Consider the following 25,452-nt stretch of genomic DNA (forward strand, 5'->3'; position numbering starts at 1 on the left):
TCTAGCTCCTTCCTATAGGGAATAGTTCTAGCTCCTTCCTATAGGGAATAGTTCTAGCTCCTTCCTATAGGGAATAGTTCTAGCTCCTTCCTATAGGGAATAGCAAATAGCTATTCCTCGGAACACTAACTTTTCTCATTCTCAAAATGTGTACAGAAATCTCCTTGTAGCGGGAGTAAAAATGTAGATAACGTAGTTGATCTATACGATCATTAATTTAATTCGAAATCATCCTTGTAGCGGGAGTAATTCCTTATTGGATTTGAGGTAAAAACCATCTATAAATTGATGTAATCTGGTAATATCCCGTGATTTATACCTTCAAATATAGCTACTCTTTTTTAATTTTCTATTTCCCTAATTCTCCTATCGTTGCCAAAAGAAAAGTTAAAAAAACAGTGGAATTCAGGCTAGGCTAATAATAACGGGGTTTCCCAATTTATACCCTATATAAATTCACGTTCCAAAACTGTAGTAAAAGTAATTTTACCAGATGTACATATCTAAGCACTAATTGATCCAATTTTGCTAATATCATAACCAAGATTCCTTTCTCTAAGCTTCAAAGTTGTAACTCTGATTTCATATTCATACAACTCAAGTATGGATCCTATTTCAATTGGAATGACAGTCTCCAGATCAAATAATCCTACTGCGTTTGACTCAATTATTGGATACGTAAATTCGTTATTTATAGTATCATAATAAAGTGTCATCAGACGAAACTTTTGGATTAACAATATAAAAAGTGATAACTGTATTTTAGTTAAACTTACTGCCTTTCACCAACTAAAATATGTAGAAATGTAATCCCTTTATGATGATCCCAAGTCACCTTTTTAACTTCCCATCCCTCATTAGTCTCCACCCAATCAAAGACATTAAATTCTGTGTCATTATCTTTAAATACTTCGTTGGGTTCATAGTTTTCTTTTATGAATTTTGAAATATTAATGGCTTCGCCTTCTCTTGGAAAACCCTCCCTATTAACCCAATTGATGGTAAGCTCACGCTTCCCTGCATTATATAATGCTGTCTTACTCCAATTAATACTGAAATGTACCTCCATATGTGATTGTGGTTTATTATGATTGAATTAGTTTCCCCTTGAAACTAAAAAGTAATAGTGCTCTCTAATTGATCTTGAAATTGCTGCAGTAATTATATCTTGTATCATTTTCCAACTCCCAAGCTCCATACTTCTCAGGATTCCATTCCTTTTGAGACTTATGTTTTGAAATATGATCATGTAATTGCTCTAATTCCTGAAAAGATGTTCCGCATTCAGGACATTTATAAGGTTGTGGTGTAAAGCGAACACCAACCCTAATAGCTCTTTGTATTTCTAAGACTTCATCGGAAAGTATAATATCCTCTTTTTCTGCATTGTCATTCACATTACTCTTTTTAAAAAAAAGATGACAAAAGCTAAAAAGCGTAGCGGACTGAACAATACTTATAAGTATGCTACTTATAACACTTTCTGGCATAAATTGATACACCAAATTATGTGCTAGCGTAGCAAAAAGATACACAAAAGCAGTTTTTAACCATCCTTTGACGGTAAAGATTAAAATAGCCAAATCAACGCCCAACGAATAGCACCACGAGAACCAAGGATGGTCGTAATGACTATTGGCTTCAAAAACGTACACTGTGTGCGCAATTTGCGGAATCATTAGTATTGCCATTGCTATGATTCCAAATAAATCTTTTTCAATTAAATTTTTCATGTTAAGCCCCATTAGTATTTGTGAATACTTGTTAATTAATTTTGTGCAAGGCAGACAAGAAAACATTCTTGCCCTTGCTGTTGAGTTTTGGAATTAGTTAGTTGGAAATTATAGTGGGTAAGCTGTTGTAAATTTAACAGTATATCTTAATCAAAAACAAAAGGTATACTCGACTTTTCTGGAAAAGTCACCCTGTTTTTCGTGAAAATCGATAAATTATATGGTAATACCGTATAATTGGTGTGGATTTTGTGTTAATGTAATCTTAAAATGAAACATTATGATGGTAAAACTGTCAATTAGACGGTAACATTTTCCTGAGTAATGACACTATTAAATACACCGAAAATGTAAACTTTATCATTCACACATAATTAATTTTTTACTAAATGGGGCTAGTTATAAGTACAGATAGAAAACCTGATGTTGATACTATGTTATCATCAATACCTAAAATTCAACAATGGAAGGATATTATAATAGGAGATATCCTTAAATTTATTAAAAACGCTTTACCTGATCTAAACAAACTAAAAAGTAAAGTAACCCTAAAAAAACCTGCTAAAAAACGGAATCTTTTGTTCATCTATTCGCTATATGAGGTTTCAAAAATGATCTCTTGGAATTTAAATCAAACCACTACGATTTTTGGATTGACATTTGTCAGATCATCTCTTAAAAAGGAAGTGCTGTTTAAACACTATTGTTCCAAAATTAGTATGTGATTCTCTATGGTTTTCAGAAGTAGCTACTTTGCTTTGAAAAATTAAAGGTAGCTGCACGTATCAGAATAGTGTCTGCCGCACGCCATACTCATCTAAATGAACCTTTCACTAAGTCACAATAGCAATTAACTCAGGCTACATTGTTTTAGTTACAATATACTAATAGACTTAAGCCATTTTTCTTTACCGTTATAACAAACTAACCATATGTTCGGCACTCAAATCCACCCCATTACCTTTACCATATTACTATTCCAAAGTATCGTATTATTTGCGCAACTAATTTTTGTGCTTTCCAGACCCAATGACCCATCAAGAATACGATTTTTACTGCTTATCCTTGCCTATGCAATTTTCACGCTATCTTCAGGATTATTTTCATCCGAAGACTTATCAGAAAGTACCATAATACCCTATATTTTATCAGTACTATCTCATATTGCTTTTGGTGTATACTTCATTTATTACATCTATGAAGAGTTTAATATTCGTCCTTTTAAGCAGTTCATTTTTGAGGTAAAATCACTGTTATTTATACTTATCGGTTCCTTTATTGTCCTTTTTCTAATGTCTTATATAGTCATTGGAGATTTACAATTATCTAGATTACTGTTTTTAATGGTTCCATTGATTATGGCTTTCGCATTTTTATATAAACTAGGAAACGCATTGAGAAAGCTTTATAGAAAGGGAAAGCGTCTAACCTCCAGAATTTTTAAATACAGGATCATCTCCACTTATGTGGGGTTATTATCATTAGCGTTTTTACCAATACTATTGGTATTCTCTAACGATCAATGTCTGAAGGTTTCAGTTGTGAATTTCGGATTTGTACTGATGATGATTACTTACATTATAGATTTTATATCACAAGCACAAAAAGAAGCCATTATTTTAGCTCAAATCTCAAAAAAAATTGAACCTATACAAGGTGTGATACCAATAGCAGATGATATCATCCGCGATATTTCAGAAAAACTCCAACACTTTGAAATCAATCAGGAATATCTTGAAAGAAAAACTACCTCCACAAGTATTGCCAAAAAGTTTGGAACGAATTCTAAGTATCTCTCTAAAATAGTGACTATCAATACAGGAAAATCATTTCCTAAGTATCTAAATGATTTAAGAATCAATTATGTAAAGAATCGATTAAAGGAAGATGAGAAATTCAGGAATTACACCTTCAAGGCTATTGCGACGGAAATAGGATATACTACTGGTGAAGGATTTGCTAGAGCTTTTTATAAGAAAGAAAAAATTAGACTCTCAGAGTACATCAAAAACATAAGGGACAATAGGTAGGATTGTCCCTTCACATGCTGCATAAAACCAAGAATAACCGTATCCGTATTACATAAAAATGTTTTTAAAATTTACCAGATTATCCTCATTATAAACACGATGATTCCAAACCCACTTTTTGGCCGTTTGACCAAGCTTTTTTCTATATTTTGGATGCTCTATTAATGCTATCAGTTTTTCCTCCCATTCTGGCAACTTCCAGGCAAGTAACCCATTTTGCTTATCATCAATTTCATTGCTAAATGATGAATGAGCAAGTGCGATTACAGGAACACCAATGGCAGCAGCTTCCAAAAACTTTATCGTGTTCGCATATGTGTAATAAAGTAAAGATCGCATGGGAATCAATAAAATATCTAAATGTAAATTTTTTAAAGTTTGATAATAATCTAGAAAACTGACTGATTTTTGAAAGGTTATCTCGATTCCTTTTAACGGCTGATACCCACTTGGGTTTTTACCATTCCATCCGAATATTATTAGTTCCACCTTATCTTTGTATTTTTCTTTAATCCTTTTAAACAAAGGAAGAAAGTACCTAAAATCTTTTGCATCCCTTATAGTTCCTATCATACCGATTCTGACTTTATCATCTTGGGGTTTTGCTATTGCGGATACACCCTCAAAGCCTACAGGCGAGATCAATGAAGGTAGTAAAAAGACTTCGATATGGTTTTGTCCATAGATAGTTAACCATTCCCTATATAACTTGCATAGTTCTTTGAATGGAGTAGTGATGATATCCATTTGATCGATATTCTTTATTAGTTGTACCTGATCATATTTACTATATATGTCGTAATCCACGTGTGCTTTTGGAATCGTATGAATTTGACGCGTAATATCCATAACCAAAGATACCTCAGGGTTTATTACCTTAATGGCCTTGAATAAAAAGATATAATCTTCTGTGAGCATAGGAAAAATGATATAATCAGCCCATCGTATTTCTTCCTCTTTGATAGTATCTCTTCCAATGGTAAATTTTTTTGTGAAATCCCATTTTGTAACTGAAGTTACTCTGGTTTCAAACCCTTTTACAGCTCCCAATTCCAAAAAAGGAAGAATCATTCGATAATAACCATCTGAATTGAGTAACGGCGACACATATAATAACCGCGAGGTAAAATAAGATGACTTTTCAATGGGTATATCCTTTCTGATTTCTGTTTTTTTTAATAAGTCTCTGATTTTTTTCATCCCTTTATATTAATTTTATTTCCTTTCATTTTTACTCCTTAGATTTTAAAGGGCTCACCTTCAAAATACTTCTCGATCATTACATCGGTAGTACGATCATAAATGAGAATAAAGTTTGCCAAATCTCCCCATTCTGCTATTTTTTTATGAAACCACCCTAATCCTTTATTTGGCATAAAGTCTCTTGAGTAACTACTCTTCCAATCAAAAGAATAAAAATAACTGGCTTTATCTTTTCCATTAGGCCCTTTACCAGCCTTGTTCTTAAAGTAAACCACCATTTTATATCCGGAGTGTTCCTGAATATTCCAACGTTTTCTTTTTTTCCTTGTGCTCATTGTGTAAAATGTTTAATTAATACGCGTAAAGGAATATCATCGAGGTATTGGATTCCCTGATACGCTCTTACCTGCACCTTATCTTGATGGAAGCCTATACAAATCTGTAATTGCTCATCATCAGTTTGGTGGGTGGTTGCAAGTTGTTTTAAAAAGGCGTCGATTTTATGGACTACCTTTTCTTCGAGATCAAAAAGGTTAGAAGATGCTGTTCCAATAAACAAAGCCGTTAGCTTCCAAACCGCACTTCGCTTCACAAATCTTCCTTCCTGATATACACCAACACGAAAATTTACTACGTCCTTAAAAATTCTAAGGATTAACCGATCTCTGGGAATTCCAGTTTCTTCTGACAATTCCGAAAAGTAGTTCGTAATATTTTGAGTGACTTTCGATTCGTAGCCAAAAACATCTACGTGCAAATGCTGCACTGCTTTTTTTAGTTTATCGGCTAATCGCGGACTTTTTCTGTGAGTTTTACTTTTCATAATATTTGTGATATATTGATTTAAAATTCATTTTGTAATAAAGGGGAACAGGCAGCATAAAAGCGATCTAGTAGTTCTGGAATCTCCAACTTACTGATACGCTGCTCACATTGTCGGAATAATTCCATTCGTGGAATACCTTCTCCCGTATCTTTTTGTTCGTTTCGCTTGAACTTTCGAATTTCCCTTACAGCAATTCGTTGTAATTGTAAAAAGCGTTGATGTTCTTGGTCTTTGCGATACCACTGTTTTGATTTTCTAAAACCATGCTTGTTATCGATATTAAAAAATTGGTAAGGCAATAGCACAAAACGGTGGTCAGGATCTTTGTTGATATAATTCCCAACGATATGAATTCGTCGTTTGTACTGCCGATGCGCTTTTTCCAACGCTAGGGGTTTGACAGATTCATACCATTTGTAGACTAAGTTTAGCCCAATGTTTTGCTGTCGTTTACTCAGCCATACATCCTTGTACAACACTTGTTGGGAAAGCTGCCAAAGCTCCAAAGCATATTTCGATAGGAAAGCGTGGCGGGTGGCTTGGGAAGGGACATTCTTATCCTTTTCAGCTGTTGGTTTGACTTCAAAATTTTGCGCGCCAGTTTGCTTTTTTTGCAAAATTTCTTCGTCATTTTTCCAATCTTCCCGCCAAGCATCTTTCCTTCGTGCTTCTTCAAAAGGGTCTTTCCTTCGTGCTTCTTCAAAAGGGTCTTTCCTTCGTGTTTTTTTAGTGTCTTTTATAGGTTTTTTACCGGTTAACGCAACACTTGTGAGCGGTAGCGAACTCCTTCTTGGTGGTTTATCAGTGGTTTTATCTGTGACTCCAAGACCTTCGCAAGTACTCAAAGCATCTTGGTTATCAACAAAATCAACAGCTATTATTCTATTATTTCTTTTATAAGTTTTTTTATAAGGTTCAGTATGAGGACATTTTGTACTTTTATATTTTGTATTTAACTGATTATCAGCAGAAATAGTTTTTTGTGATTCTTCAGTCATTTTTGACTTCTCAACACGTCCTACCCCTTTTATCCACAATATTTTTGGATTTATAAACAGCTCATAGGGAGCATTTGAACCGTGCCAGATCTTCCGAGTAAGAATACCGGAAGCTAAAAGCCGTTTGATATGCCTTTTAATGGTTCGCTCACTGGCATGAGTCAACTTTGAAAGCTGCACATTATTAGTTCGCAAAGAAGGTAATTGCTTAGGATCAATAGGAGTGATTTTATCTGCTTTCTGTAAAAAAGCCCCATACACCCTAATGATTTCTTTCATAGTAGCTACCATCGATTGACGTACTTTGTTACCTATATCTTCCTGATCTTGGTTAAATGCAACCACATAACTATCCAAAAACTGGAAGGAAGGAGAATAATTAATAATCATAATGCTAGTAATATTTCGTGTTAGAAAAACAGCAAACCAATCCTTCTACACTATTTGTCATAAAAGGAATAATAACTGCTCTTACCTATGTATTAAATTAGTAGTGTTAATGATCACCTGAAAACACAAGTTCTATATGGTGAATATGGGTTATAGATGGTCTTTTACGCTTTTTAAAAGCCCTGTGGATATTACGAAGTACTTCGCTTCTGGTGGATTCTTTAATTCTTAATATTTTCATAGTTTCCCCAAACTTTATATGATATTACTCTGTTTATACATTTTTAGCGCTTTAACAAGTCCAACTCTAATTGAAGAATTTTATCTCCTCTATCTTTTAAAGCTTTGCGTTTAGCCACTGCTTCTTCATTCAATGTGATAACACATTCAATTAACTTATCTTGATTGTAGGTTCTCAGGTTTTTACCTTTTAGAAACCTCCAGACTGTAGGTCGTGCTAATCCAGAGTGTTCTATTAATAGTTTTAAAGGCTCTTTGTAATAGTGATACAACAAATCAATCTGCTTTTGAAACTTCCTTTTTGTGTACATCCTCAAATACGTTTTTAAGTGAATAATTAATTTTTAGGTTATTTTTTAGTTACATATTAGTTATATTTTTTATATTTGCTTCCAACAACGAATAAATCAACTCTAATAACTAACAGATAAACAATTAATATCTGTTTAAATACAAATTTAGATATTATTTAGTTATAAAATAACTAAATAATATCTAGTTGAAACGAATTAATACCACAACTATCTGTTTTACAGATGTTAACATTTATTTTTTTAATATAACTTTAACATGAGTGAGTTTGATATTATAGATACACAAGTCCTGAAAATGGTAGATTACCTTATCGATTTACACCAAAAAACGGGCACAAACAAAGAATTTGAAAAGGATTATGCTTTTGGATATAGATTCTACATTAGTAATAAATACGTCGTTGAAGAAATGAGAGCTAGTAGAAAAAAAGAAACGAAGCCGAAACACGCCCCACAAATGCTAATGATTAACATGGCTAGATATTTTAATATTGACTTTAATTATTTCTACAATCCTAATATTGAAGCTAAAGATGGATTCTTATCCAATGAAACAAACTTGGCATCATCCCAAACAAGCGACAAAACCGCAGCGGATCTAAACAATGAAGTAAAGCATTATAAGGATGAAAACAGCCAACTCCGTAAAGATATCTTGCAACTCAATAAAGAATTAACCGATTGTCATAAAGTTGCCTTTGAAGCGCAGAAAGGACAGACAGAAGCACTTAAAGAACTATTGAGCTTAAAGAGTAATTCTTAACTCTAACATATAGACAACAAAATAAACTGACACTAGTTTAAAGAAATAGCATAAAGGCTACTATGAAAAATAATACTATATTTATATTTATTAAAAGCGTCACGTATCAATTACGTGATGGTTTATTCTTATATTAGCATATATAAACACTAAAAGCAAACAAATGAAATCACATCAAGAAGATTTTACAGCACATAGCCAAGCCTTGAATGAATTAATTTTCGAGAGCAAAGCAATGATAGGAATAAATAGAATGACGTTGCACACTTGGCGATTAAAAGGAATATTAGACGACAAAAGAGATCCAGAAAGCGTAAACAGATATAACTATTACAGCGCCTTAGATGTTATTCTTATTAGTGTTTTAAATGAAATGAAAAGCTTACGATTCTCACACGTTGAAACGAAAGCTTGCAAAGATGCTATACTTGCACCCATAGTAGCTAAAGATGGAAAAGAATATCCTGCTCTTGAGTATTATTCATTTTTGGTATTGCTCTATAATCAGCCCGTATACATCGTCATTACCTACAACAAAGGAATGGAATCCGTTTGGATGCTTGATGAAAAAGACTATTTCGCCAAATTAAGATCAGGTGATATAGAAAACCACACAACGATTTGTTTACATAAGGCAATTAAAACCAACCTTGAGCCTGTCTACAATATACCCGATTTCTGCAAATTGGCTGGTTTAACAGACGATGAATTAAAGGTTATTGAAATCATAAGAGCCAAAGAATACAAAACCATACGAGTATTGAAAAAAAATGGTGAAATGGATTGCGTAGAAGGTACAGAAAGAATAGAGGATGCCCAAAGAATAGAAAAAATGCTTCGCGATGGAGATTACCGAAATATAGAAGTAAAACAAAACAACAATAAAGTTACCGTAGCTCACAGGCTAGTGAGAACAGATTTTAAAAAATAATGAGTATTAACGCAAGATGACCGCTACAAGTCATGCACCACTTATAAACTACTGTATTTACCGACGCTACAATTGGATCTACAGCAATTAAGTATTAAAATGAATACCTATGTAAAAAAGAAAAAATTTATACCCTTATCTGAACTTTGCCAGCTATTAGGAGTAAAAGGCATTAAAACAGCATTAGAATGGTGTGATAAGCATCAAGTTCCAACTACAACGGTAGGCAATAAATCCGTTGCTGATCTTTTCTTTGTAGAACTGGAATTGGACAGAAAAGCCATTGTTCACCTGAAAAACAAATATCCTGATCATTGGGAAGCTTTATATCACTGCTATACACATAATGATCGCTATGGATTTATAGAACTAGCAGAAATTAAAGATAGTTCACCAATCCTAAAACCAAAAACAAAGGTTCAGCCAAAATCTGAACTTGCTAAAAAATTCGCAGCTTCATAGCTATGTATTTATAAACAGATACGAAATGAAACGTAAAAAACTGCCTAAAAAAAAGCATAAGGGAATGTCTATCTACTGCACTGGTTGCAACCATAATTTCTCCTGGACTCATAAACAAGAAAATGGGAAGACAATAGAACCCCTATGCAAGAAAAATGGCAGATCATTTTCGAGCTGTAAATCTCCAGAAAAACATTCCTATAAAAAAACCGTTCACATACCAGGAACAAGCAAAGGCACTACGACAAAACTTTTGAATTCAACACGTTATGAGGATGCGGTTATAGAAGGTATAGAATTCAGAACTAATTTTCTTGGAGAACTTCTTAGTACGAATTCCTCTACTGAGCTAAATAGAAACAATCTGATTTATCTCTTTGATGCTCAAATAGAATATGTAGATTTTTACTCAGATGTAGGCGTACCTCCCCATAAGAGAAAAAACAGAAGTAAACAGCAAGTATCGAACATGCTAAGAGCCCTTACACTATTCAATGAAGCTATCGAGTATCAAAATATAAATAAAAGAATCCTACGTTGTGATAAAGTCGGTGAAATCCACGTAGGTTATTTTCATACCTATATTAATGGATATGCTGCTAATACTTATAATCGTTTTATAGGAGCCCTTAAAGCATTTTTCAAGTGGGCTATTAAAACATACTCTTTAAAAATAGAAAACCCTTTTGAAGACGTAAATTCAAAATCCACTACCTACCAAATTGAAACCATTGAACAATCAGAATTCAAAGGGTTACTATCACTTCTGAATCATAAAAACGGAAAGGTAGATAGAGTTAGCAAAACAGGAAAATTAGTTAAAAAGAACATGTATCGCCCATTTCTAAAAAGTGCATTTCAACTAGCTCTGCATACTGGTGGCAGACGTGAGGAAATTATGGGAATGAAATGGTCGATGATAAAAGAAGATTCAAACGGACACCCCCTATATATCGAAGTTCCAAATTTAAAGGTTCAAAGATCAAATCAAACTTTAGGAAAGTCTAAGATTGTTGCTCCAAAAATAATTCCTGTGACCAAAGGCTTACACGAAATTCTAATAAGAATGGGATACCACAAGAAAAAAAACAATGATCAATTTATTATCTATCCAAATAGAGAAAATAAAAGCATGGACTGGTTAACATCAATTTTATCTCGAAGTTTTAGCCACTTTTATGCACTTCTGGGCAACGAAAAACAATTACAGTTTAAATGCTTGCGAAAAACATACTTAACGTACCTAAACAAAGCTATGAAGGGTAGTACCAAATCTTTATCATCGCATTCAAATCAAAAAGTATTAGACACACATTATATTGATCCTAAGATTATTTCTAAGGCAATCAGGGAGGTGGAGATATTTTCTTAGTCTAATGAATTCTTCTGGTTAATAGTAAGTGTTTATTTAAAATTTCTTTAGTTCATTATTGATAACGCCCTAAGAGTCAAATTTGTTATGACAACTACTCTTATACACAAGGGTAATCTATAAAAATGGTGGTTTTAGTGAACTTTTACTCAGAAACCGGGGAATACAACTTAGCTAGTTCAATAAAGCGGTTCATTTTCTAAGTTTACGATTTGACGCTTAATTGAACTCATTTTTATCAAAATATCTCCTGCTTATGGTATTCTTGAAAATTGCGAGTGTAAATTTACTTTTACAAAAAGCTTATCAAAATTTTAGGGAAAAAATATTATTGTAAATATTTTTTTCTAATTTAGAGGCAACGTAAAGAGTAGAACCACCCCATATCTGAAGTTTCTTCGGGTATGGGGTGTTTTTAACAATAAAGTATAACAGAAACATGTTGACAGAAGCTCAAATTGAAACAATTGAAACGCAAATAAGAGAAAAACAACAAACAGTTGATTATGATGTAAAAGAATATCCCGTTGAAATATTGGTATCGAAATACAAAACAGATTTAGAAACAGATGAGAATGAAATATTTATACCTGCTTATCAAAGATCTTTCGTTTGGGAAGAAGAAAGACAATCTAAATTTGTGGAATCTATACTACTGGGATTACCAATCCCTTACATTTTTACGGCTGAAAATGAAGACGGGAGATTAGAAATTGTTGATGGTTCTCAAAGAATTAGAACGTTAGAGAATTTCCTTAGCGATAGATTAACCTTAAGTACTCTGGAAATTCTAGACACTTGTAATGGGTTAAGATTTTCAGATTTTCCGACTAGTAGAAAAAGGAAAATAAATAACACAAGTTTGCGAATGATTGTGCTTTCTGAACATAGCGATGAAGACGCAAGATTTATGTTGTTTGAAAGAATAAATTCTGGAAGTGTTATACTTAAAGATATGGAAAAGAGGAAAGGAAGTTTTACTGGCCCTTTTACTGATTTTGTATATGAGTGTGCTTCAGATCCTCAATTCTTGAGACTAACAAGTTTTACGGAAAGAACTAAAAAACGGGGAGAACCACAAGAATTAATACTTAGATTTTTCGCTTACTCAGAAAGTCTTGCTGATTACACCGGTTATGTAAATGAATTTTTGAATGATTACAATAAAACAAAGAATGAAACATTTAATCGTGCCAACCTTGAAACTGAATTTAAAAACATGCTAAATTATGTTGAAGCAAATTTCGAAAATGGCTTTCTAAAAGGCGCTCATCACACATCAACGCCTCGAGTTCGATTTGAAGCAATTGCGGTTGGGATAAATCTAGCTTTAAAAGAAAACCCTAACCCAACAACAAATGTGAACGATTGGCTTAATTCAGAAGAATTTATTGCGGAAGTAACGGGGAGTTCAACTAATACCCCTGTTAAGCTTAGAAGTAGAATAAATTTTGTAAAAAATCGAGTTCTTGGTTTATGATTGATGTTAAATTAGATTTTCAAGAGAGGAAATTACAAATAGAAAAATATTTATCATTTGTATGGATAGCAGATCATCGTATATCTATTTCGAACTTAGATTCAATCTCTTCCAGTAAAATATCAATCAATGACACAACAGAACTAAATATGGCATTATACCTTAATAATAATTCATATCAAATTGATTTGACTTTAGCGAAGATATTAAAATCAAACTCAATTCTGCTATTCTATAATTTGATTGAGGGAACCATAAATTCTGTTATGAATGAATACTTTGCAGCATTGAACGCTACCGGTGCAAGTTACAAGGAACTTAAGCCTCCGATTAAGAAGATTTGGCTAAAATACAAACATCGATCTTTTGGCGTAGGAGCAAAGAAAAAAGATGAATATATATTTAATGCAATTGAAAATATTCTTGAAGATGCAGTACAAATACAACCTAAAGAAATTAGAGATTCAGAGTTGGGAACTAGAATGATATATAATTTTGAAGCATATAGTAAAGAAACTAACTCAAAAGATATATCTGGAAATCTCGACGCAAGGAAAATAAAGGGAATTTTTGATCTATATGGATTGCCTGAAATTACGAGAAATTGTGATTCTATGCTTAAAGTAAAAAACAAAAGAAATAGTCTTGCTCATGGAAATGAAACATTTACAGAAGTAGGGAGCAACTTCTCCATTGACGATTTATTCAAAATGAAAATTGAAATAACCAATTTTTTGGAGGAACTAATTCAAAATGTAGAAACATTTATTATAAATGAAGATTTTAAAATAGCAAGTGAGTAACCTTGTATATGAAATCATAGCACCTATTGGTAGACTATGCTTTATATAAAAAGTATTAAAAGTTCAATAAAACGAAGGAATATAAAGGACATATATCCTTTATAACATTGCTAGAAAACATTACCGAATGAAATACCGCATAATAATATCACTATCTTTTTTAGTTCTAATTTCTTGCGGAAGTGTTAAAAAAACATCACAAATAAAGACAGAATTATACTTTGGACTTTCAAATGATGAGGGAGCTATATCTAATAATATTTGGTTAGAATTTAAGAAAAATCATATTGATAAAATCTTAAATGGCTATACAATCGTTGATGCGTATGGCTATTGGACTGGAAGTAATGGAACCAAAGTTGAAGAAGCAACAAAGATTTTGGTCTACGTGCACAAAAAATCTGATTTTGAAAGTCAAAAAATTGATTCAATAATTAATTTATATAAAAGTAAGTTTAAACAAGAATCAGTACTGAAAATAGAACAGAGAATCAAAATAAAATTCTAAAAACATTAGTCATTTTTTCAATGGCTAAAGCATTGTATTAGTAGGAATCAATTTAATTAATTAATAAAATCAAATATTATGGCAAAGAAAGACAACCCAGGACCGATTACACCAAGATGCTTAGTAGGTCTTTCACCTGAAACACTAAAAGAAGTAAAGGAACTATTGGAGAAACAAAAAGGAAAATCTGAAGAACTTGATAAGGCTCTTGACCAGTTAATAAAAATAACTGACACAAGTGTCGATGATGATGAATAGAAAAGACTGGTATTTAAGTAATCAATCTGGTAATGATGATAATTCAAATGTTCCGTTACAATTGTGCAAGATTTATTTATCTAAATACAAAGAACTTGACAACAAAGGTAAATTAGAATTTAAAACTTATTTGAACACAGTTGTTTCTGAACTCACACCTTCTTGCAAAATTCCCAAGGTTGGAACCACAAGCTATAATAATATCCAAGGTATTGCTTTGTTTTTCTCAATGGTCGCTAAATCTGGTCTAATTTTTAATGATTCTTATCGTTCATTAAACATAAAACAGCATTTTAATGATTGTATAGATGAATCAGCTATAATGAGGAGCTCAAGAAGTGATAGGAATGAAACATTTAGGTCAACTTATGGAGGTGAAGCTTCATTAAATTTCTCAAGTAACGCAAACTTGCAAAAAGAGTTAGAAGATAAGTTAGGATTTGAAGTAATTAATTCAGGTCATAATTCATATTTATACTATGATAAGGAATGTAGCAGTATTAATATGCACGTTGATAGAAAAGAGTACGAGATAAACGTTCTTGTAAAACTGAGTCACACATTTAAGAACGGACAACGTTCTAAATTGATTCTTTGGGATTCTAATCTTGGACCTATTGAAAATGAAATACCGATTGGAAATGTTCTTGCATTTCATGCTAATGGCACAATACACGGTAGACTTGAGTGCGCAGATGACGAAAAAATAACACTATTATCAATGGGATTTGTACCAAAACAGATTGATTTATGAATAATTTATTTGTCGTTGGCGGGGGAATGAATCCAATGGATGATTTGACACTCAAAGGTATTAGAGTTGCTAAAAGGAGTGATTTAATTTTTGTAATTACTGGAAATTACTCCGAAACAGAAGAAGTATTAAGACAAAATGGTGTTAAAGGAGAAATTGCTGATTTGATGCCTCTTTATCACGATGGAGGAATTGATGAAGATAATTACAGAAGAATAGCAAAAACGATAATACAAAGCTTTGAAATTCATCGTGAAGTTTCTATAGTCGTGAACGGCGACCCAATAGTAGGAGTTTCTTGGTGGAAGAGACTGGAGAATGATAAGGCTTTTAGAGCTGAGATACATTATATAGATGGGATATCAAGTATGGTTAGTGTATTCACTAAAAAGAAATTAGACCCGATAGAGAAAGGTTCTATTATAGTCGATGTCAATCGCTTATTACTCTTTAGATATGAAATACCAAATGACCTAAATTTATTAATCTTAGATATTTGTTCAACCGGAACAAGAAAGACTCACTTAAGCAATCCTGCAAAAGACAATTCTTGGGATGTATTATGTGATTATCTAACAGAAATTTATTCAGAAAACCATACTTGTTATTTAGTAACAATAAAGATGGGTGGAAACACTCAAAATTTAATTAAAAAACATACTATATCAAGTTTACGCAATGCCCTAACTTCTATTGTTTTTGGTGCATCTTTATTAATGCCAGCCCAAAGTTCAAAAACTGTTTCGACTGAGTTTTTATCCAAATTATTGAATATAAATATATAATACACTATTGGGTAGAAAATCTTTTTACGTGCGTCAAAATGGTAAATAAATTAATAACCAGAATAATAAAATAACGGAATAAAAACGTTCGCTAACAATGATTTTTACAGACTTATCCTAAAAGTTCCTGTTGAATTTTCAGCTTGTCGTGTACTTGCAAAAGTCTGTGCTACCCCAGGCAACTGTTTATAGCCGAAACCGTTAAAAGTTCAAATAAACGATCGTTTTATTGAACTTTAGTTTTCCATTGTTTTATAATCGTTCTTGTCATAAAGAAAAATAGTATCAAAAAAATTATTAAAAGAGGGGTTCCGATAATATATAAAAATTGAATCATACAACCATCACCTGAGCAAGGTCTATTACCAGCCGCAATCATAATCAATGAAATAATTACCCCAGCTACTGTCAAAACATAAAGAATCCAAAATATTATTCTCATCGTTTATTTAGACTTTATAATTCTGGGATGCTTAAGATTATAATCTTCATGCGCATCAAAAATTGATTTAACATCATTTTGAGTATATTCATAATCCTTGTCAGTAAGTAATTTTCGTGATAATGCGATCCTCATATCTAATTCACTTACATCTGTAGCATTATTTAATGTAGTTTTTCTTATAGCATCTACATTTGCATCATTTTTTGGTGTATATTCTAATGTATACGCAGTTCCTTCAGGTAAAGGAAAATTAAACCAATGATTCTTTAAAAATTCTTCTTTTGTCATAATTCATCGTTTTATTGAACTTTCTAAGTTAATATATCCATTCTATTTCGTGCCTCACTTCTCCTTCTTCTATTTCTCCAACTTTAAATCTAAGAATTTCTGTGGAGATTTTTTTAAAATTAGTTTTCCATAAAAGCCATTCGTAATCATCGATATTTCCTTCAAAATGGAGTCCACTTGACTCGACTGATGCTATTATATATTTTTCATCTTTATTGTAGCTAAACCAATAAGGAATCCCTTCATATCCCATATCTTTTTTACCAAAACCTAGCCAACCTGGCATTTTAGAATATACTCTTTCCCGTTTTGCTAAAATTTCTTTAGGTGGGTCATATCTAATGTTCAGATTACATTCTTGAAATTTCATGAATTTAAGACTTTTATCAAATAATGAATTATTGAAAAATAAAAAGAATTAAGACTCTAATTATTCAAGAGCCATAGCTCAATTTGAAAGAGAACCACACAATCTTTTGATTAAACAGGCTATTTACAATTATGAAATAGAATTAGATGATTTCAAAGAAGAGATTATAAAAAGGGGATTAACCGAAGTTCAATAAATCTATTAGTAAATGAATAGGAAAGAATTATTTGTACAGGTTGATATGATTTTATGGGAAGAATGGGATCCAATTGGAGTGAATAATTACGGAGGTCCATCCGATGAATATACTGGATACGTACCTTCTGTAGTGAAGCTTATCTTAGATGGATCAGATATTGCAAAGATTACTAAGTTATTACAGCAACACTCAAATGTAAACATGGGGATGACTTCTAAATTAGGTGATCATAAAGCTATTGCTATAAAATTACATACTTTAGTGGATAAATAAGCTATGATAAAAAATCTTAACTATACAATTCTAATCCTACTATTATTTTCTTGTAATAGTAAAAGCAATCAAGTTGATCTTACAGAGGTTCTGAAAACTTCAAAGAATCCTGAACTAGATATGGTATTTTATGAAATAATAGAATCTTTACGATATAAAAATGGACAATATCTTGCTATAGTTGATAAAGCAATAGACGATTCTCATGATTCTATCTTTGATATAACTCCATTATATTGGAATAAATCAATATTCCCAAATGTTAGATTTATCAATGGTGATAGCTTGTTCTTATATAATGAAGCGGATAAAATGCATCAATATTTCACAAAAAAATATGTACATGGTTTTCTGGAAATAACTCATCCTTATTTTATTAATGCTGATAAAGGCATAGCTCATGTGAGAGCTAAACTATACAGGGGTAATGAGATTAAGGTTTATAGCTATATTCTAGAGAAAGAGATAAATAAGTATATAATAAAGGAAGAAGAATATGTAGTTTCTATACAAGATAATGCTATACATTTTGCTCCCAATTATTATCAAGAATATTTACCATACGATGGATTTATGTTAAAAGATAATTAACCAAACGGATGTGCCAAATTTTGAAAAGTAAAGTTCAATAAAACCATAACAAACAAAGGGGAAAAAGATGAAAGTTGAGATAGATAATATCACCATAATTTATCCTAATGAGCATACAGGGGAAAATAGGAATATGGAAATTGAAACCGATGGCGAACATCTTCAATTTCATTTCATAGATAAGAAAAATTTAAATTCAGGAGGAATGACTCTGGATAAAAATCAGGCGGAAATTCTTCGCGATAGCCTTACGTTGATATTGAAAAATAAATTAATAGAATAAAGTTAAAATAAAAGATGGAGACTATGAAAGGAGGTTTATATGTTAAACGATTACGGGAACATAAAAAATTATCCCAAAGGCAAATGAGTAAAATAGTTGGAAAAAGAAATGAACGTATTTGTGAATGGGAATCTGATGTGTATGCTATAAAACTTATTGATTTTTTGGAAATGGCAGAAAAATTAGGAGTGAAAAATTTCAATAAAATTTTAAAGTCTAAATAAACGATGGATCAATATCAATTTGAATTGTGGCATTTGATAATTATTGTACCTATTTGGATTTTTGGAATGTGGTTTACTGATTATATAAGAAAGAATAAGTATAAGAGATGAAATAAACTATTAAAAAAATAAGGTTTCAGTTTACTCTTTATAAGAAAAATCAGTGTACCATTTCCATACACCTCTACCATAGAAATAGCAAATTTCATTTACTTTGAAGTTTTGATAGGTATTTATTAATCCTTCAAAGATTTTTCTTGCTGCTTTAAGATTCCGCTTTCCTTTGTAAATCCCATATCCATTTCTATAAATCAAGGTATCTCCTTTTAATTCTGCATAATAGCCACCATTATTTTGTACTCTTAAGGTGTGCATACCTTCAAATGCCCTATTAATTTGGATCATGATAAATTCCTCATTTACGTATGGTGCTTCGTCATTAGTTTTCATTTTGCAAAAATAGGAATTATTCCATAAAATAGGAATTATTCCTAATAATGATGGTTATAGTTTAGAGACTTTGTATATTTGAGAAATTCTTATTGATATGTGCTACGAGGCATCACAAGCTAGAAAAGTCAAGAAATTAGAAGAACACTATGGTGTAATTAGGTCTGAAAAGTTTAGTATTGCGGATAATGATTTTATGAATTATCATTTGCGAGGTGTAGATCACCCAGAGTTATTAGTTATACCTCAAGAAAGCAAAAAGGAACTGCATCCTATGATATGGGGTATAGTACCTTCTTATATAGCGGGATTCAAAATAAATGACTATTATAGTCAAGGAAAAAATAATGTATACTGTTTGAACGCACGGAGTGAGAAAATGTTTACTTATGATTTGTATAAAGATTCAATTTATACTAAAAGATGCATAATTCCTTTAACAGGATTTTTTGAGCCACATAGATTTATGAATACATCTTACCCATTTTATTTTACAGACAAAGAAAATGGAGTGCTTTCAGTCGCAGGAATTTATTCCGAATCTTCTGATGGTGGAGTTAGAACATTAACGATGTTAACAAAAAAAGCCTCAAAGCTATTTGGAACTATTCATAACAGTGGTGATAAAGACCGACAAGTCGTATTGCTTAATCCAGATCTACAAAGAGAATGGCTTAGAGACGATTTGAATCAAAATCATATACAAGAGTTAGTAGATATAAGTTATGATGATTCGACAATATCATCTTACCCAGTTAACAGAGACTTATATTCAAATAAAATAGACAGTAATTATCAATACATAATACAAAAGGTAGATTATCCTGAGTTAGCTTTTAATACGGAAATACAGGAATATCTTTAATGATTGGGAGCAAATATTAAGATAAAGATTCTGAAAATTATATGCTTAATTTTAAATTTCTAGAATTGTATGGATTCGTATATATCTAAAATTATATATCTAGATTTATTCCAATATCAATTTGACGTTGTTTTTCGTTAACCGCATAGTGATTGATGGTGGTTTTTTCGGATTTATGACCATTAATAATTTTGGCTGTTTTTATTCCACTTGAAGCTGCTATTATATCAGTATGTACATGTTTTAATGCATAAAAATTCACATCTATGTTCAGCTTGTCTTTTACATGTATTTTCCATCTTCTTGTTATTTGTTTCTCACTAATTTTCTCAGGACCTGGTATTAGGTCTTTAGAAAATAAATAGTCATCGGTTTTCGCAGAAACAATCGAAAATTTACAAATTGATATAAATAAAAATCAATCATTCTAGAATTAATACATAAGTTGTGTTCTGGAAAGTCTTTGTGAATACGAAAAATAGAAAGATAGCAACTTATATCCTGATCTCGAATTACAGATGCTCGACAACTGAATAGTGAAGTTTTCAAGGGAAGATCCGTTTACGGTAGTCGATATTCTTGAAGTATATTGAGGTAAAGAAGAATCCCAACTACATTTTTCCAGTGATACTATTATGTATATACGTGACTTATTCAACATTAAAAAAGTCAATCTAATTTGTTGTACCTGTAGAATTAAAAAAGACTTTCAGGAAATTGAAAGCCTTATCATTTTTATTAGCTGGAGCAGGACTCTAACTTGCGATATTTAAGTTATGAGAATAAAACTGTATATGTAACTCATATTAAAAACTTAATGATCTACTCAAGCTAATAAAGCGTTTGTGGACAATATCTACATGCTACTATAAAAAATATCCAACCGCATAATTGTTTTCTTACTGACCAAAATCATCATATTGGCAATCATAACCACAACTGTATGCATCAGGAAAATCATTAAGCAAATCATTACATATGCCGCTTGCTTGATCTGAACCTGCCGAACCTTCCCGAAATCCAGGAGCTATAATACTATGGCTTCCTTCAGAGTCCCTAACTGTTATAATACAAGTTTGACCTCCTTTAATACCTGTTTGTTGCTTTTTGTTAAGGACAGTAACTCCTTCTAAATTTAAAATATTATTTAGCATAATTTTAAAAATATAATTAATAATTACCCCCAAACCTTTATAGACGCTAAGGATTACGTCTTTTCGAATATTAATCTAAATAAAGTTTTCGATCAATAAAGATATTAAAAGAAAATACTTAAAGCGCTTGTCTGGGTACATTCGTACATGTTTTTTTGTTTTCTTATTCGATTGCTGAATGTTAAAAATACATAATGTTATTTTATGGGAAACATTTGAGGCACTGGATTAATTGACGGCAATCTTTGGCAATCTTTGTTATACTATTCTGAGTAATGAAATATGAGGATTAATTATGCCGTCAATGAACATTAGTTTAACTGAGGAATTAGTTGATGTAGTTCAAGGGAAAGTGGATAGCGGGAAGTATAATAGTGCAAGCGAGGTGATTCGCGAAGCACTTAGACACATGGAGAATAATGAAGAATTGGTTGATTTTATTAAGCTACAAGCTTTGAAAAAAAGATTAGCTCCAGGGATTCATAATGGAGAGAATGGAACCTATGCTGAATACTCTTTAGAGAACCAGATATCAGAACTCGACGAAAAAATGCAGTAGAAATGTTTTTCCTCCTTACACCTGAAGCAAAAGATAGCTTAAAGTCTATTGGTAAAATTACTCATAAGCAATATGACAACAAACAACGTGATATCTACCTTAAATTATTAGATGATAGCTTCAAACATTTAACAGAATTTCCAATGCAAGGTGTAGCTAGATCTGAAATACATGCTGGACTAAGAAGTAATCCAGTTAAAGAGCATATTGTATATTACCTAACCAAGAAGGATCATAATGTTATTGTGGGCAGAGGTATAAATATTATTTTACAGACTTATCCCAAAACAGTGATAGTAAAATAGATAAAGAAATTGTGGTCAACGTTCGTTATCAGGATATAAATAGAAAACAATATTCGCAAGAATTTAACCTTCCGATTAAAGAAACTATGGGGTTAGGTAAGCTAACACCTCCTGATACACATATTGGTAGAATCTCATATTATTTGGAAAAATTGAATAAAAATATAGAAAATTTAAAAGAAACTAAAGTTCAATAAAACGATCCAATGAATATAGAAAAAGCAATATTAATAGATTATACATCCGGTTATTTAACTGATGATAATATCAGACACAAGGATTTAACAGAGGAAACTTTATAAATAGATTTAAATTTTGCCAAAGAACTTAGACTAGGAGATACTATCTGGTTTAATGATGATGAATTAACAGTAGAGGATTATTCCTATATTTTAAATCTCACTCCTGAAATACTTAAAAAATGGTCAGATGGTTGGTATGAAATAGTAAGGAAAACTTATAATGGAAAACGTATAATATTTCACGTAATAGAAATTCATTGTGAAGAAACTAAAAAATTATTAATTACAAATGATACTTAAACTGTAAATAGATAATGAATAGAAAGAAAAAACCTTATTGGTTCCGATGGTTCGTATACATGCTCCGATGTATGATCTCTCTTTTTACATACCCAAAGATATATTGGTAAATGACTATAGAAGAGTTCGAGATATTACCGAAGGAAACAAAGTAAAGTATAATCTTCAACGAAGGAACATTTTTACATTCTATAATCTACAACGAAGAAAGAACAGTTTTATACAGTTTATACTTGTTTTTTATAGAAATTGTATATAAGCTTGACGACAATAAGATAATTAGTCTAAAAGTCTTTGTTGAAGGTTTTCTACTTGGAAGATACGCAAGTAGTATTAGTAATGATTTAAGTAACAACAAAAGGTCTAAATAAACTATGCATAATATTATTCAGAGATTAGAAGATGGCAGAAGAAAAATGAAAATCTTGTTAATTAAAAGGTCATTATAGATGGAATAAACAGTCTAAGTGTAATTATCCCAAAATAAATAAAATACGATTTTGAAAGTACAGAAAAATAGATTTGACTAATGAATTATATCCAGTAAATAAGCATTTCACCGTATATCACCCCAAATCTGATATAACCAAAAGTAATTAAAAAATCTAAGAAAACCCTGCTTAAAAACCCTGCTTCTCGCTAAAACCTAAATTCATAACCTACATAAACCACAACAATAGAATCAAACAAATACTTGAAAAACAAACACTTAAAATACTAAAAATAAAAAAGAGCGTCTCCACGCTCTTTTTCTTCACACAAATCATCTTAATTTAGGGGCTTAATCTAAAATTAAAACTCACTTTTATTAAAAACCTTCATCTTGGGGAAAATGAAAGCACTAACTCATTTTTACTTTGTAAATATACAATCAATTTAGAATACAGCAAAGCATTTTACGCATTTAATCTAAAAAAAGACTCTTTTTAACACTTGTTTAGCCATTATTAACTTATATTGTAGCTAAAAACCTACAAATAAATAAAATATTAAAATATTCGACGATTACAAAAAATAATTTACCGCGAAGCGTATATAAAACAAAAAAGAGCGTCTCCACGCTCTTTTTCTTCACACAAATCATCTTAATTTAGGGGCTTAATCTAAAATTAAAACTCACTTTTATTAAAAACTTTCATCTTGGGGAAAATGAAAGTGATAACTCATTATTACAGTGTAAAGATACTACTTTTTTTAAACCGACCAAATTTAAATTCACTTTATCTAAATAAAAATACATTTAATCTATAAAATTAAAGTTTTTCTTACAATTTTCCTACAAAAATTAATTTCATTATATAATTAAACCTTTTTTATGTATTTTAGTCTTATGACATGGTAACACATACAAACTAAAACTAATCTTTACCTTTGAATATTCAAGAAGAAGAAAACCTGCTTATTGCCCTACAAACAGATAAAGACATCAATAACGCCTTTAGCAAGCTTGTTGCTCTTTATAAACAGAGATTGTATTGGCATATTAGAAATATGGTAAAAAACCATGATGACACTGATGATATACTACAAAATGTGTTTATTAAAGTCTATAAAAACATATCAAAATTTAAAGGCGATAGTAAGTTATATTCATGGATGTATCGAATTGCTACCAATGAATCTATTACTTTCTTAAACCAAAAGGCAAAAAAAAATAATATAAGTAATGAAGAACTACAACAACAGCTTATCCAAAATCTAGAGGCTGATGTATATTTTGAAGGTGATGAGATTCAACTTAAATTGCAAAAGGCAATTGCATTGTTACCTCGAAAACAACAACAGGTATTTAATATGAAATATTTTCAGGAATTAAAATACAAAGAAATATCTGAAATTTTAGAGACTAGCGAAGGAGCCTTAAAAGCTTCATACCACCTAGCTTCTAAAAAAATTGAAGAATTCTTAAAAACTAATTAAACCTTTTTACATTTACATCGTCTTATAAATAGTGAAAAAAAATAATTTACATAGCGACAATAAAGGATTTAAAGTCCCAAAAGATTACTTCGATAATTTCGAAGAGAAACTTTTTGAGAAAATATCCCAAGAAGACAAAAACTCTTCTTTACTGTCCGATACAATATCCTCTGGCCTAAATGTGCCCGATGATTATTTCAATACTTTTGAGAATCATCTTATAGAAAAACTGAATTCTGAGAAAAAAGAAGTTTCTATCCTTAATGATAATCTTAAATCTGGTTTAGCAGCACCTGAAAAATATTTTGAAAATGTAGAAGAAACCATTTTACAAAAGGTAATTACTGTTAAGAAAGAATCCAAAGTAGTGTCTCTATTCTCCAGAAAGAACATACTATATGTTTCTGGAATTGCAGCCATGATTGCTATCATTATAGCTATCTCAATCAATAAAGAAAATAATTCTTTTAATTTTGAAAGCATTGACATTGCGGACATTCAAGAGTATTTTGAGGAAGGAAATGGTGAGTTTAGTGATGCTGAAATTGCCGAATTGCTGGATGATGAAACTAATTTAACCGATTCGTTCGGTAATACTGAACTAAGTGATGAAGAATTAGAAGATTATTTATCTGATGAAGAGTTAGCTGATGATATTATATATGTTGAATAAAAAAGAACACATGAAAAAAATACTATTACTATTTATTATTGTTTTTACTATTAATGTTTCTTATTCCCAAAGAGGTTCCCGAGAAAGAGTAAAAACTCTAAAAATAGCTTACATAACGGAACAATTAAATTTAAGTAGTAAGGAAGCCCAACAATTTTGGCCTATTTATAACGAGCACGACGAAACCATGGAAAGCCTTAAAAAAGAAGAGCGCAGATCCATTAGATCAATAAAAGATGCAGATGGTTTAGAAGGTTTAAGTGAAAAAGAAGCTGAAGATCTTTTAAGAAATCACCTAAAAGGAGAAGAGCAAAAATTAAATGCTCGTAAAAAATTAATTATAGATCTAAAACAAGTTATTTCTCATAAGAAGATCTTAAAACTGGTGAAAGCAGAGAGAGAATTTAATAAACGTCTTCTAAAACAATTGAGAGATAGACGACAAAGAAATTGATAATCAA

At 31.3% G+C, this 25,452-nt stretch carries 36 protein-coding genes; 23 read left to right on the forward strand and 13 right to left on the reverse strand.

Annotated elements, in window-relative coordinates:
* Positions 1 to 503: 503 nt before the first annotated feature.
* The 3 genes from Q0829_RS19505 to Q0829_RS19515 form a co-directional block, all read right to left on the reverse strand.
* Positions 504 to 716 carry a hypothetical protein gene (locus Q0829_RS19505; RefSeq protein WP_298546205.1) on the reverse strand — a complete coding sequence of 71 codons (213 nt, stop codon included), beginning with the start codon at positions 714 to 716 and terminating at the stop codon, positions 504 to 506.
* A gap of 56 nt (positions 717 to 772) precedes the next feature.
* Positions 773 to 1,069, reverse strand: a complete 297-nt coding sequence (locus Q0829_RS19510) for a hypothetical protein (RefSeq protein ID WP_298546207.1) — start codon at positions 1,067 to 1,069, stop codon at positions 773 to 775.
* A 64-nt stretch (positions 1,070 to 1,133) separates the two neighbouring features.
* The gene (locus tag Q0829_RS19515) at positions 1,134 to 1,733 is read right to left on the reverse strand and encodes a C2H2-type zinc finger protein (RefSeq protein WP_298546209.1); all 600 of its coding nucleotides are present in this window, start codon (positions 1,731 to 1,733) and stop codon (positions 1,134 to 1,136) included.
* Between the two features lie 389 nt (positions 1,734 to 2,122).
* Here Q0829_RS19515 and Q0829_RS19520 point away from each other — a divergent pair, with 389 nt between their 5' ends.
* Both Q0829_RS19520 and Q0829_RS19525 read left to right on the forward strand, forming a co-directional pair.
* Positions 2,123 to 2,458, forward strand: coding sequence for a hypothetical protein (locus Q0829_RS19520; protein ID WP_298546211.1), 336 nt, complete (start codon positions 2,123 to 2,125; stop codon positions 2,456 to 2,458).
* Positions 2,459 to 2,665: 207 nt separating this feature from the next.
* The gene (locus Q0829_RS19525) at positions 2,666 to 3,763 is read left to right on the forward strand and encodes a helix-turn-helix domain-containing protein (RefSeq protein WP_298546213.1); all 1,098 of its coding nucleotides are present in this window, start codon (positions 2,666 to 2,668) and stop codon (positions 3,761 to 3,763) included.
* A 48-nt stretch (positions 3,764 to 3,811) separates the two neighbouring features.
* Here the strand turns inward: Q0829_RS19525 and Q0829_RS19530 are convergent, their stop codons facing one another.
* The 6 genes from Q0829_RS19530 to Q0829_RS19555 form a co-directional block, all read right to left on the reverse strand.
* Positions 3,812 to 4,963, reverse strand: a complete 1,152-nt coding sequence (locus tag Q0829_RS19530) for a glycosyltransferase (protein WP_298546214.1) — start codon at positions 4,961 to 4,963, stop codon at positions 3,812 to 3,814.
* A 38-nt stretch (positions 4,964 to 5,001) separates the two neighbouring features.
* Positions 5,002 to 5,301 (reverse strand): hypothetical protein, encoded by a 300-nt coding sequence (locus Q0829_RS19535; RefSeq protein ID WP_298546215.1) that lies wholly within the window; start codon positions 5,299 to 5,301, stop codon positions 5,002 to 5,004.
* Positions 5,298 to 5,789 carry a hypothetical protein gene (locus Q0829_RS19540; RefSeq protein WP_298546217.1) on the reverse strand — a complete coding sequence of 164 codons (492 nt, stop codon included), beginning with the start codon at positions 5,787 to 5,789 and terminating at the stop codon, positions 5,298 to 5,300. The genes Q0829_RS19535 and Q0829_RS19540 overlap by 4 nt, the downstream gene beginning before the upstream one ends.
* A gap of 20 nt (positions 5,790 to 5,809) precedes the next feature.
* Positions 5,810 to 7,180: a hypothetical protein gene (locus Q0829_RS19545; protein WP_298546218.1), complete on the reverse strand. Its 1,371-nt coding sequence runs from the start codon at positions 7,178 to 7,180 to the stop codon at positions 5,810 to 5,812.
* A 106-nt stretch (positions 7,181 to 7,286) separates the two neighbouring features.
* Positions 7,287 to 7,421 carry a hypothetical protein gene (locus Q0829_RS19550; protein WP_298546219.1) on the reverse strand — a complete coding sequence of 45 codons (135 nt, stop codon included), beginning with the start codon at positions 7,419 to 7,421 and terminating at the stop codon, positions 7,287 to 7,289.
* A 43-nt stretch (positions 7,422 to 7,464) separates the two neighbouring features.
* Positions 7,465 to 7,731 carry a hypothetical protein gene (locus tag Q0829_RS19555; RefSeq protein WP_298546220.1) on the reverse strand — a complete coding sequence of 89 codons (267 nt, stop codon included), beginning with the start codon at positions 7,729 to 7,731 and terminating at the stop codon, positions 7,465 to 7,467.
* Positions 7,732 to 7,990: 259 nt separating this feature from the next.
* Between Q0829_RS19555 and Q0829_RS19560 the strand changes: the two genes are divergently transcribed.
* The 10 genes from Q0829_RS19560 (at position 7,991) to Q0829_RS19605 (ending at position 15,850) form a co-directional block, all read left to right on the forward strand.
* The gene (locus Q0829_RS19560; protein ID WP_298546221.1) at positions 7,991 to 8,497 is read left to right on the forward strand and encodes a hypothetical protein; all 507 of its coding nucleotides are present in this window, start codon (positions 7,991 to 7,993) and stop codon (positions 8,495 to 8,497) included.
* A gap of 163 nt (positions 8,498 to 8,660) precedes the next feature.
* Positions 8,661 to 9,428 carry a hypothetical protein gene (locus tag Q0829_RS19565; RefSeq protein ID WP_298546222.1) on the forward strand — a complete coding sequence of 256 codons (768 nt, stop codon included), beginning with the start codon at positions 8,661 to 8,663 and terminating at the stop codon, positions 9,426 to 9,428.
* A gap of 99 nt (positions 9,429 to 9,527) precedes the next feature.
* Positions 9,528 to 9,890 carry a hypothetical protein gene (locus tag Q0829_RS19570; protein WP_298546224.1) on the forward strand — a complete coding sequence of 121 codons (363 nt, stop codon included), beginning with the start codon at positions 9,528 to 9,530 and terminating at the stop codon, positions 9,888 to 9,890.
* Positions 9,891 to 9,915: 25 nt separating this feature from the next.
* Positions 9,916 to 11,262 carry a hypothetical protein gene (locus tag Q0829_RS19575; protein WP_298546225.1) on the forward strand — a complete coding sequence of 449 codons (1,347 nt, stop codon included), beginning with the start codon at positions 9,916 to 9,918 and terminating at the stop codon, positions 11,260 to 11,262.
* A gap of 442 nt (positions 11,263 to 11,704) precedes the next feature.
* Positions 11,705 to 12,742, forward strand: coding sequence for a DUF262 domain-containing protein (locus Q0829_RS19580; protein WP_298546226.1), 1,038 nt, complete (start codon positions 11,705 to 11,707; stop codon positions 12,740 to 12,742).
* Positions 12,739 to 13,545: an MAE_28990/MAE_18760 family HEPN-like nuclease gene (locus Q0829_RS19585; protein ID WP_298546228.1), complete on the forward strand. Its 807-nt coding sequence runs from the start codon at positions 12,739 to 12,741 to the stop codon at positions 13,543 to 13,545. Before Q0829_RS19580 ends, Q0829_RS19585 begins: the two co-directional genes overlap by 4 nt.
* 127 nt (positions 13,546 to 13,672) lie before the next feature.
* A complete protein-coding gene (locus tag Q0829_RS19590) occupies positions 13,673 to 14,053 on the forward strand; it encodes a DUF3574 domain-containing protein (RefSeq protein ID WP_298546230.1) in 381 nt (126 codons plus the stop codon).
* 78 nt (positions 14,054 to 14,131) lie between these two features.
* Positions 14,132 to 14,311, forward strand: a complete 180-nt coding sequence (locus Q0829_RS19595) for a hypothetical protein (RefSeq protein ID WP_298546231.1) — start codon at positions 14,132 to 14,134, stop codon at positions 14,309 to 14,311.
* The gene (locus tag Q0829_RS19600; RefSeq protein WP_298546232.1) at positions 14,292 to 15,065 is read left to right on the forward strand and encodes a hypothetical protein; all 774 of its coding nucleotides are present in this window, start codon (positions 14,292 to 14,294) and stop codon (positions 15,063 to 15,065) included. The genes Q0829_RS19595 and Q0829_RS19600 overlap by 20 nt, the downstream gene beginning before the upstream one ends.
* Complete coding sequence (locus Q0829_RS19605; RefSeq protein ID WP_298546233.1) at positions 15,062 to 15,850, forward strand: SAM-dependent methyltransferase; 789 nt, start codon at positions 15,062 to 15,064, stop codon at positions 15,848 to 15,850. Before Q0829_RS19600 ends, Q0829_RS19605 begins: the two co-directional genes overlap by 4 nt.
* Before the next feature lie 445 nt (positions 15,851 to 16,295).
* On the opposite strand, the gene Q0829_RS19610 is transcribed toward Q0829_RS19605, so the two are convergent.
* Together Q0829_RS19610 and Q0829_RS19615 are read right to left on the reverse strand one after the other, a co-directional pair.
* Positions 16,296 to 16,583 (reverse strand): hypothetical protein, encoded by a 288-nt coding sequence (locus Q0829_RS19610; protein WP_298546234.1) that lies wholly within the window; start codon positions 16,581 to 16,583, stop codon positions 16,296 to 16,298.
* Positions 16,584 to 16,611: 28 nt separating this feature from the next.
* Positions 16,612 to 16,953, reverse strand: a complete 342-nt coding sequence (locus Q0829_RS19615; RefSeq protein ID WP_298546236.1) for a hypothetical protein — start codon at positions 16,951 to 16,953, stop codon at positions 16,612 to 16,614.
* A gap of 208 nt (positions 16,954 to 17,161) precedes the next feature.
* Between Q0829_RS19615 and Q0829_RS19620 the strand changes: the two genes are divergently transcribed.
* The 4 genes from Q0829_RS19620 to Q0829_RS19635 all read left to right on the forward strand — a co-directional run bounded on the left by Q0829_RS19620 (position 17,162) and on the right by Q0829_RS19635 (position 18,523).
* Positions 17,162 to 17,425, forward strand: coding sequence for a hypothetical protein (locus Q0829_RS19620; protein WP_298546237.1), 264 nt, complete (start codon positions 17,162 to 17,164; stop codon positions 17,423 to 17,425).
* A gap of 3 nt (positions 17,426 to 17,428) precedes the next feature.
* Positions 17,429 to 18,016, forward strand: coding sequence for a hypothetical protein (locus Q0829_RS19625; protein ID WP_298546239.1), 588 nt, complete (start codon positions 17,429 to 17,431; stop codon positions 18,014 to 18,016).
* Positions 18,017 to 18,083: 67 nt separating this feature from the next.
* A complete protein-coding gene (locus Q0829_RS19630; RefSeq protein ID WP_298546240.1) occupies positions 18,084 to 18,299 on the forward strand; it encodes a hypothetical protein in 216 nt (71 codons plus the stop codon).
* A gap of 23 nt (positions 18,300 to 18,322) precedes the next feature.
* Entirely contained in the window at positions 18,323 to 18,523 is a 201-nt protein-coding gene (locus tag Q0829_RS19635) for a helix-turn-helix transcriptional regulator (protein WP_298546241.1), read from the forward strand.
* A 141-nt stretch (positions 18,524 to 18,664) separates the two neighbouring features.
* Here the strand turns inward: Q0829_RS19635 and Q0829_RS19640 are convergent, their stop codons facing one another.
* A complete protein-coding gene (locus Q0829_RS19640; protein WP_298546243.1) occupies positions 18,665 to 18,973 on the reverse strand; it encodes a hypothetical protein in 309 nt (102 codons plus the stop codon).
* 97 nt (positions 18,974 to 19,070) lie between these two features.
* On the opposite strand from Q0829_RS19640, the gene Q0829_RS19645 reads away from it, so the two are divergent.
* Positions 19,071 to 19,838: an SOS response-associated peptidase family protein gene (locus Q0829_RS19645; RefSeq protein WP_298546244.1), complete on the forward strand. Its 768-nt coding sequence runs from the start codon at positions 19,071 to 19,073 to the stop codon at positions 19,836 to 19,838.
* 899 nt (positions 19,839 to 20,737) lie between these two features.
* Here Q0829_RS19645 and Q0829_RS19650 read toward each other — a convergent pair.
* Positions 20,738 to 20,992 (reverse strand): hypothetical protein, encoded by a 255-nt coding sequence (locus Q0829_RS19650; protein WP_298546245.1) that lies wholly within the window; start codon positions 20,990 to 20,992, stop codon positions 20,738 to 20,740.
* 304 nt (positions 20,993 to 21,296) lie between these two features.
* Between Q0829_RS19650 and Q0829_RS19655 the strand changes: the two genes are divergently transcribed.
* The 6 genes from Q0829_RS19655 (at position 21,297) to Q0829_RS19680 (ending at position 25,445) form a co-directional block, all read left to right on the forward strand.
* Positions 21,297 to 21,551 (forward strand): type II toxin-antitoxin system ParD family antitoxin, encoded by a 255-nt coding sequence (locus Q0829_RS19655; RefSeq protein WP_298546247.1) that lies wholly within the window; start codon positions 21,297 to 21,299, stop codon positions 21,549 to 21,551.
* A gap of 2 nt (positions 21,552 to 21,553) precedes the next feature.
* Positions 21,554 to 21,856 (forward strand): type II toxin-antitoxin system RelE/ParE family toxin, encoded by a 303-nt coding sequence (locus Q0829_RS19660; RefSeq protein ID WP_298546248.1) that lies wholly within the window; start codon positions 21,554 to 21,556, stop codon positions 21,854 to 21,856.
* An 11-nt stretch (positions 21,857 to 21,867) separates the two neighbouring features.
* Entirely contained in the window at positions 21,868 to 22,053 is a 186-nt protein-coding gene (locus Q0829_RS19665; protein ID WP_298546249.1) for a hypothetical protein, read from the forward strand.
* A gap of 1,722 nt (positions 22,054 to 23,775) precedes the next feature.
* Complete coding sequence (locus Q0829_RS19670; RefSeq protein ID WP_298546876.1) at positions 23,776 to 24,318, forward strand: RNA polymerase sigma factor; 543 nt, start codon at positions 23,776 to 23,778, stop codon at positions 24,316 to 24,318.
* A 31-nt stretch (positions 24,319 to 24,349) separates the two neighbouring features.
* Entirely contained in the window at positions 24,350 to 24,991 is a 642-nt protein-coding gene (locus Q0829_RS19675; RefSeq protein WP_298546250.1) for a hypothetical protein, read from the forward strand.
* Between the two features lie 10 nt (positions 24,992 to 25,001).
* A complete protein-coding gene (locus Q0829_RS19680) occupies positions 25,002 to 25,445 on the forward strand; it encodes a sensor of ECF-type sigma factor (protein WP_298546251.1) in 444 nt (147 codons plus the stop codon).
* Positions 25,446 to 25,452: the final 7 nt, after the last annotated feature.

This window comes from uncultured Aquimarina sp. (assembly GCF_947492405.1).
Lineage (GTDB): Bacteria > Bacteroidota > Bacteroidia > Flavobacteriales > Flavobacteriaceae > Aquimarina.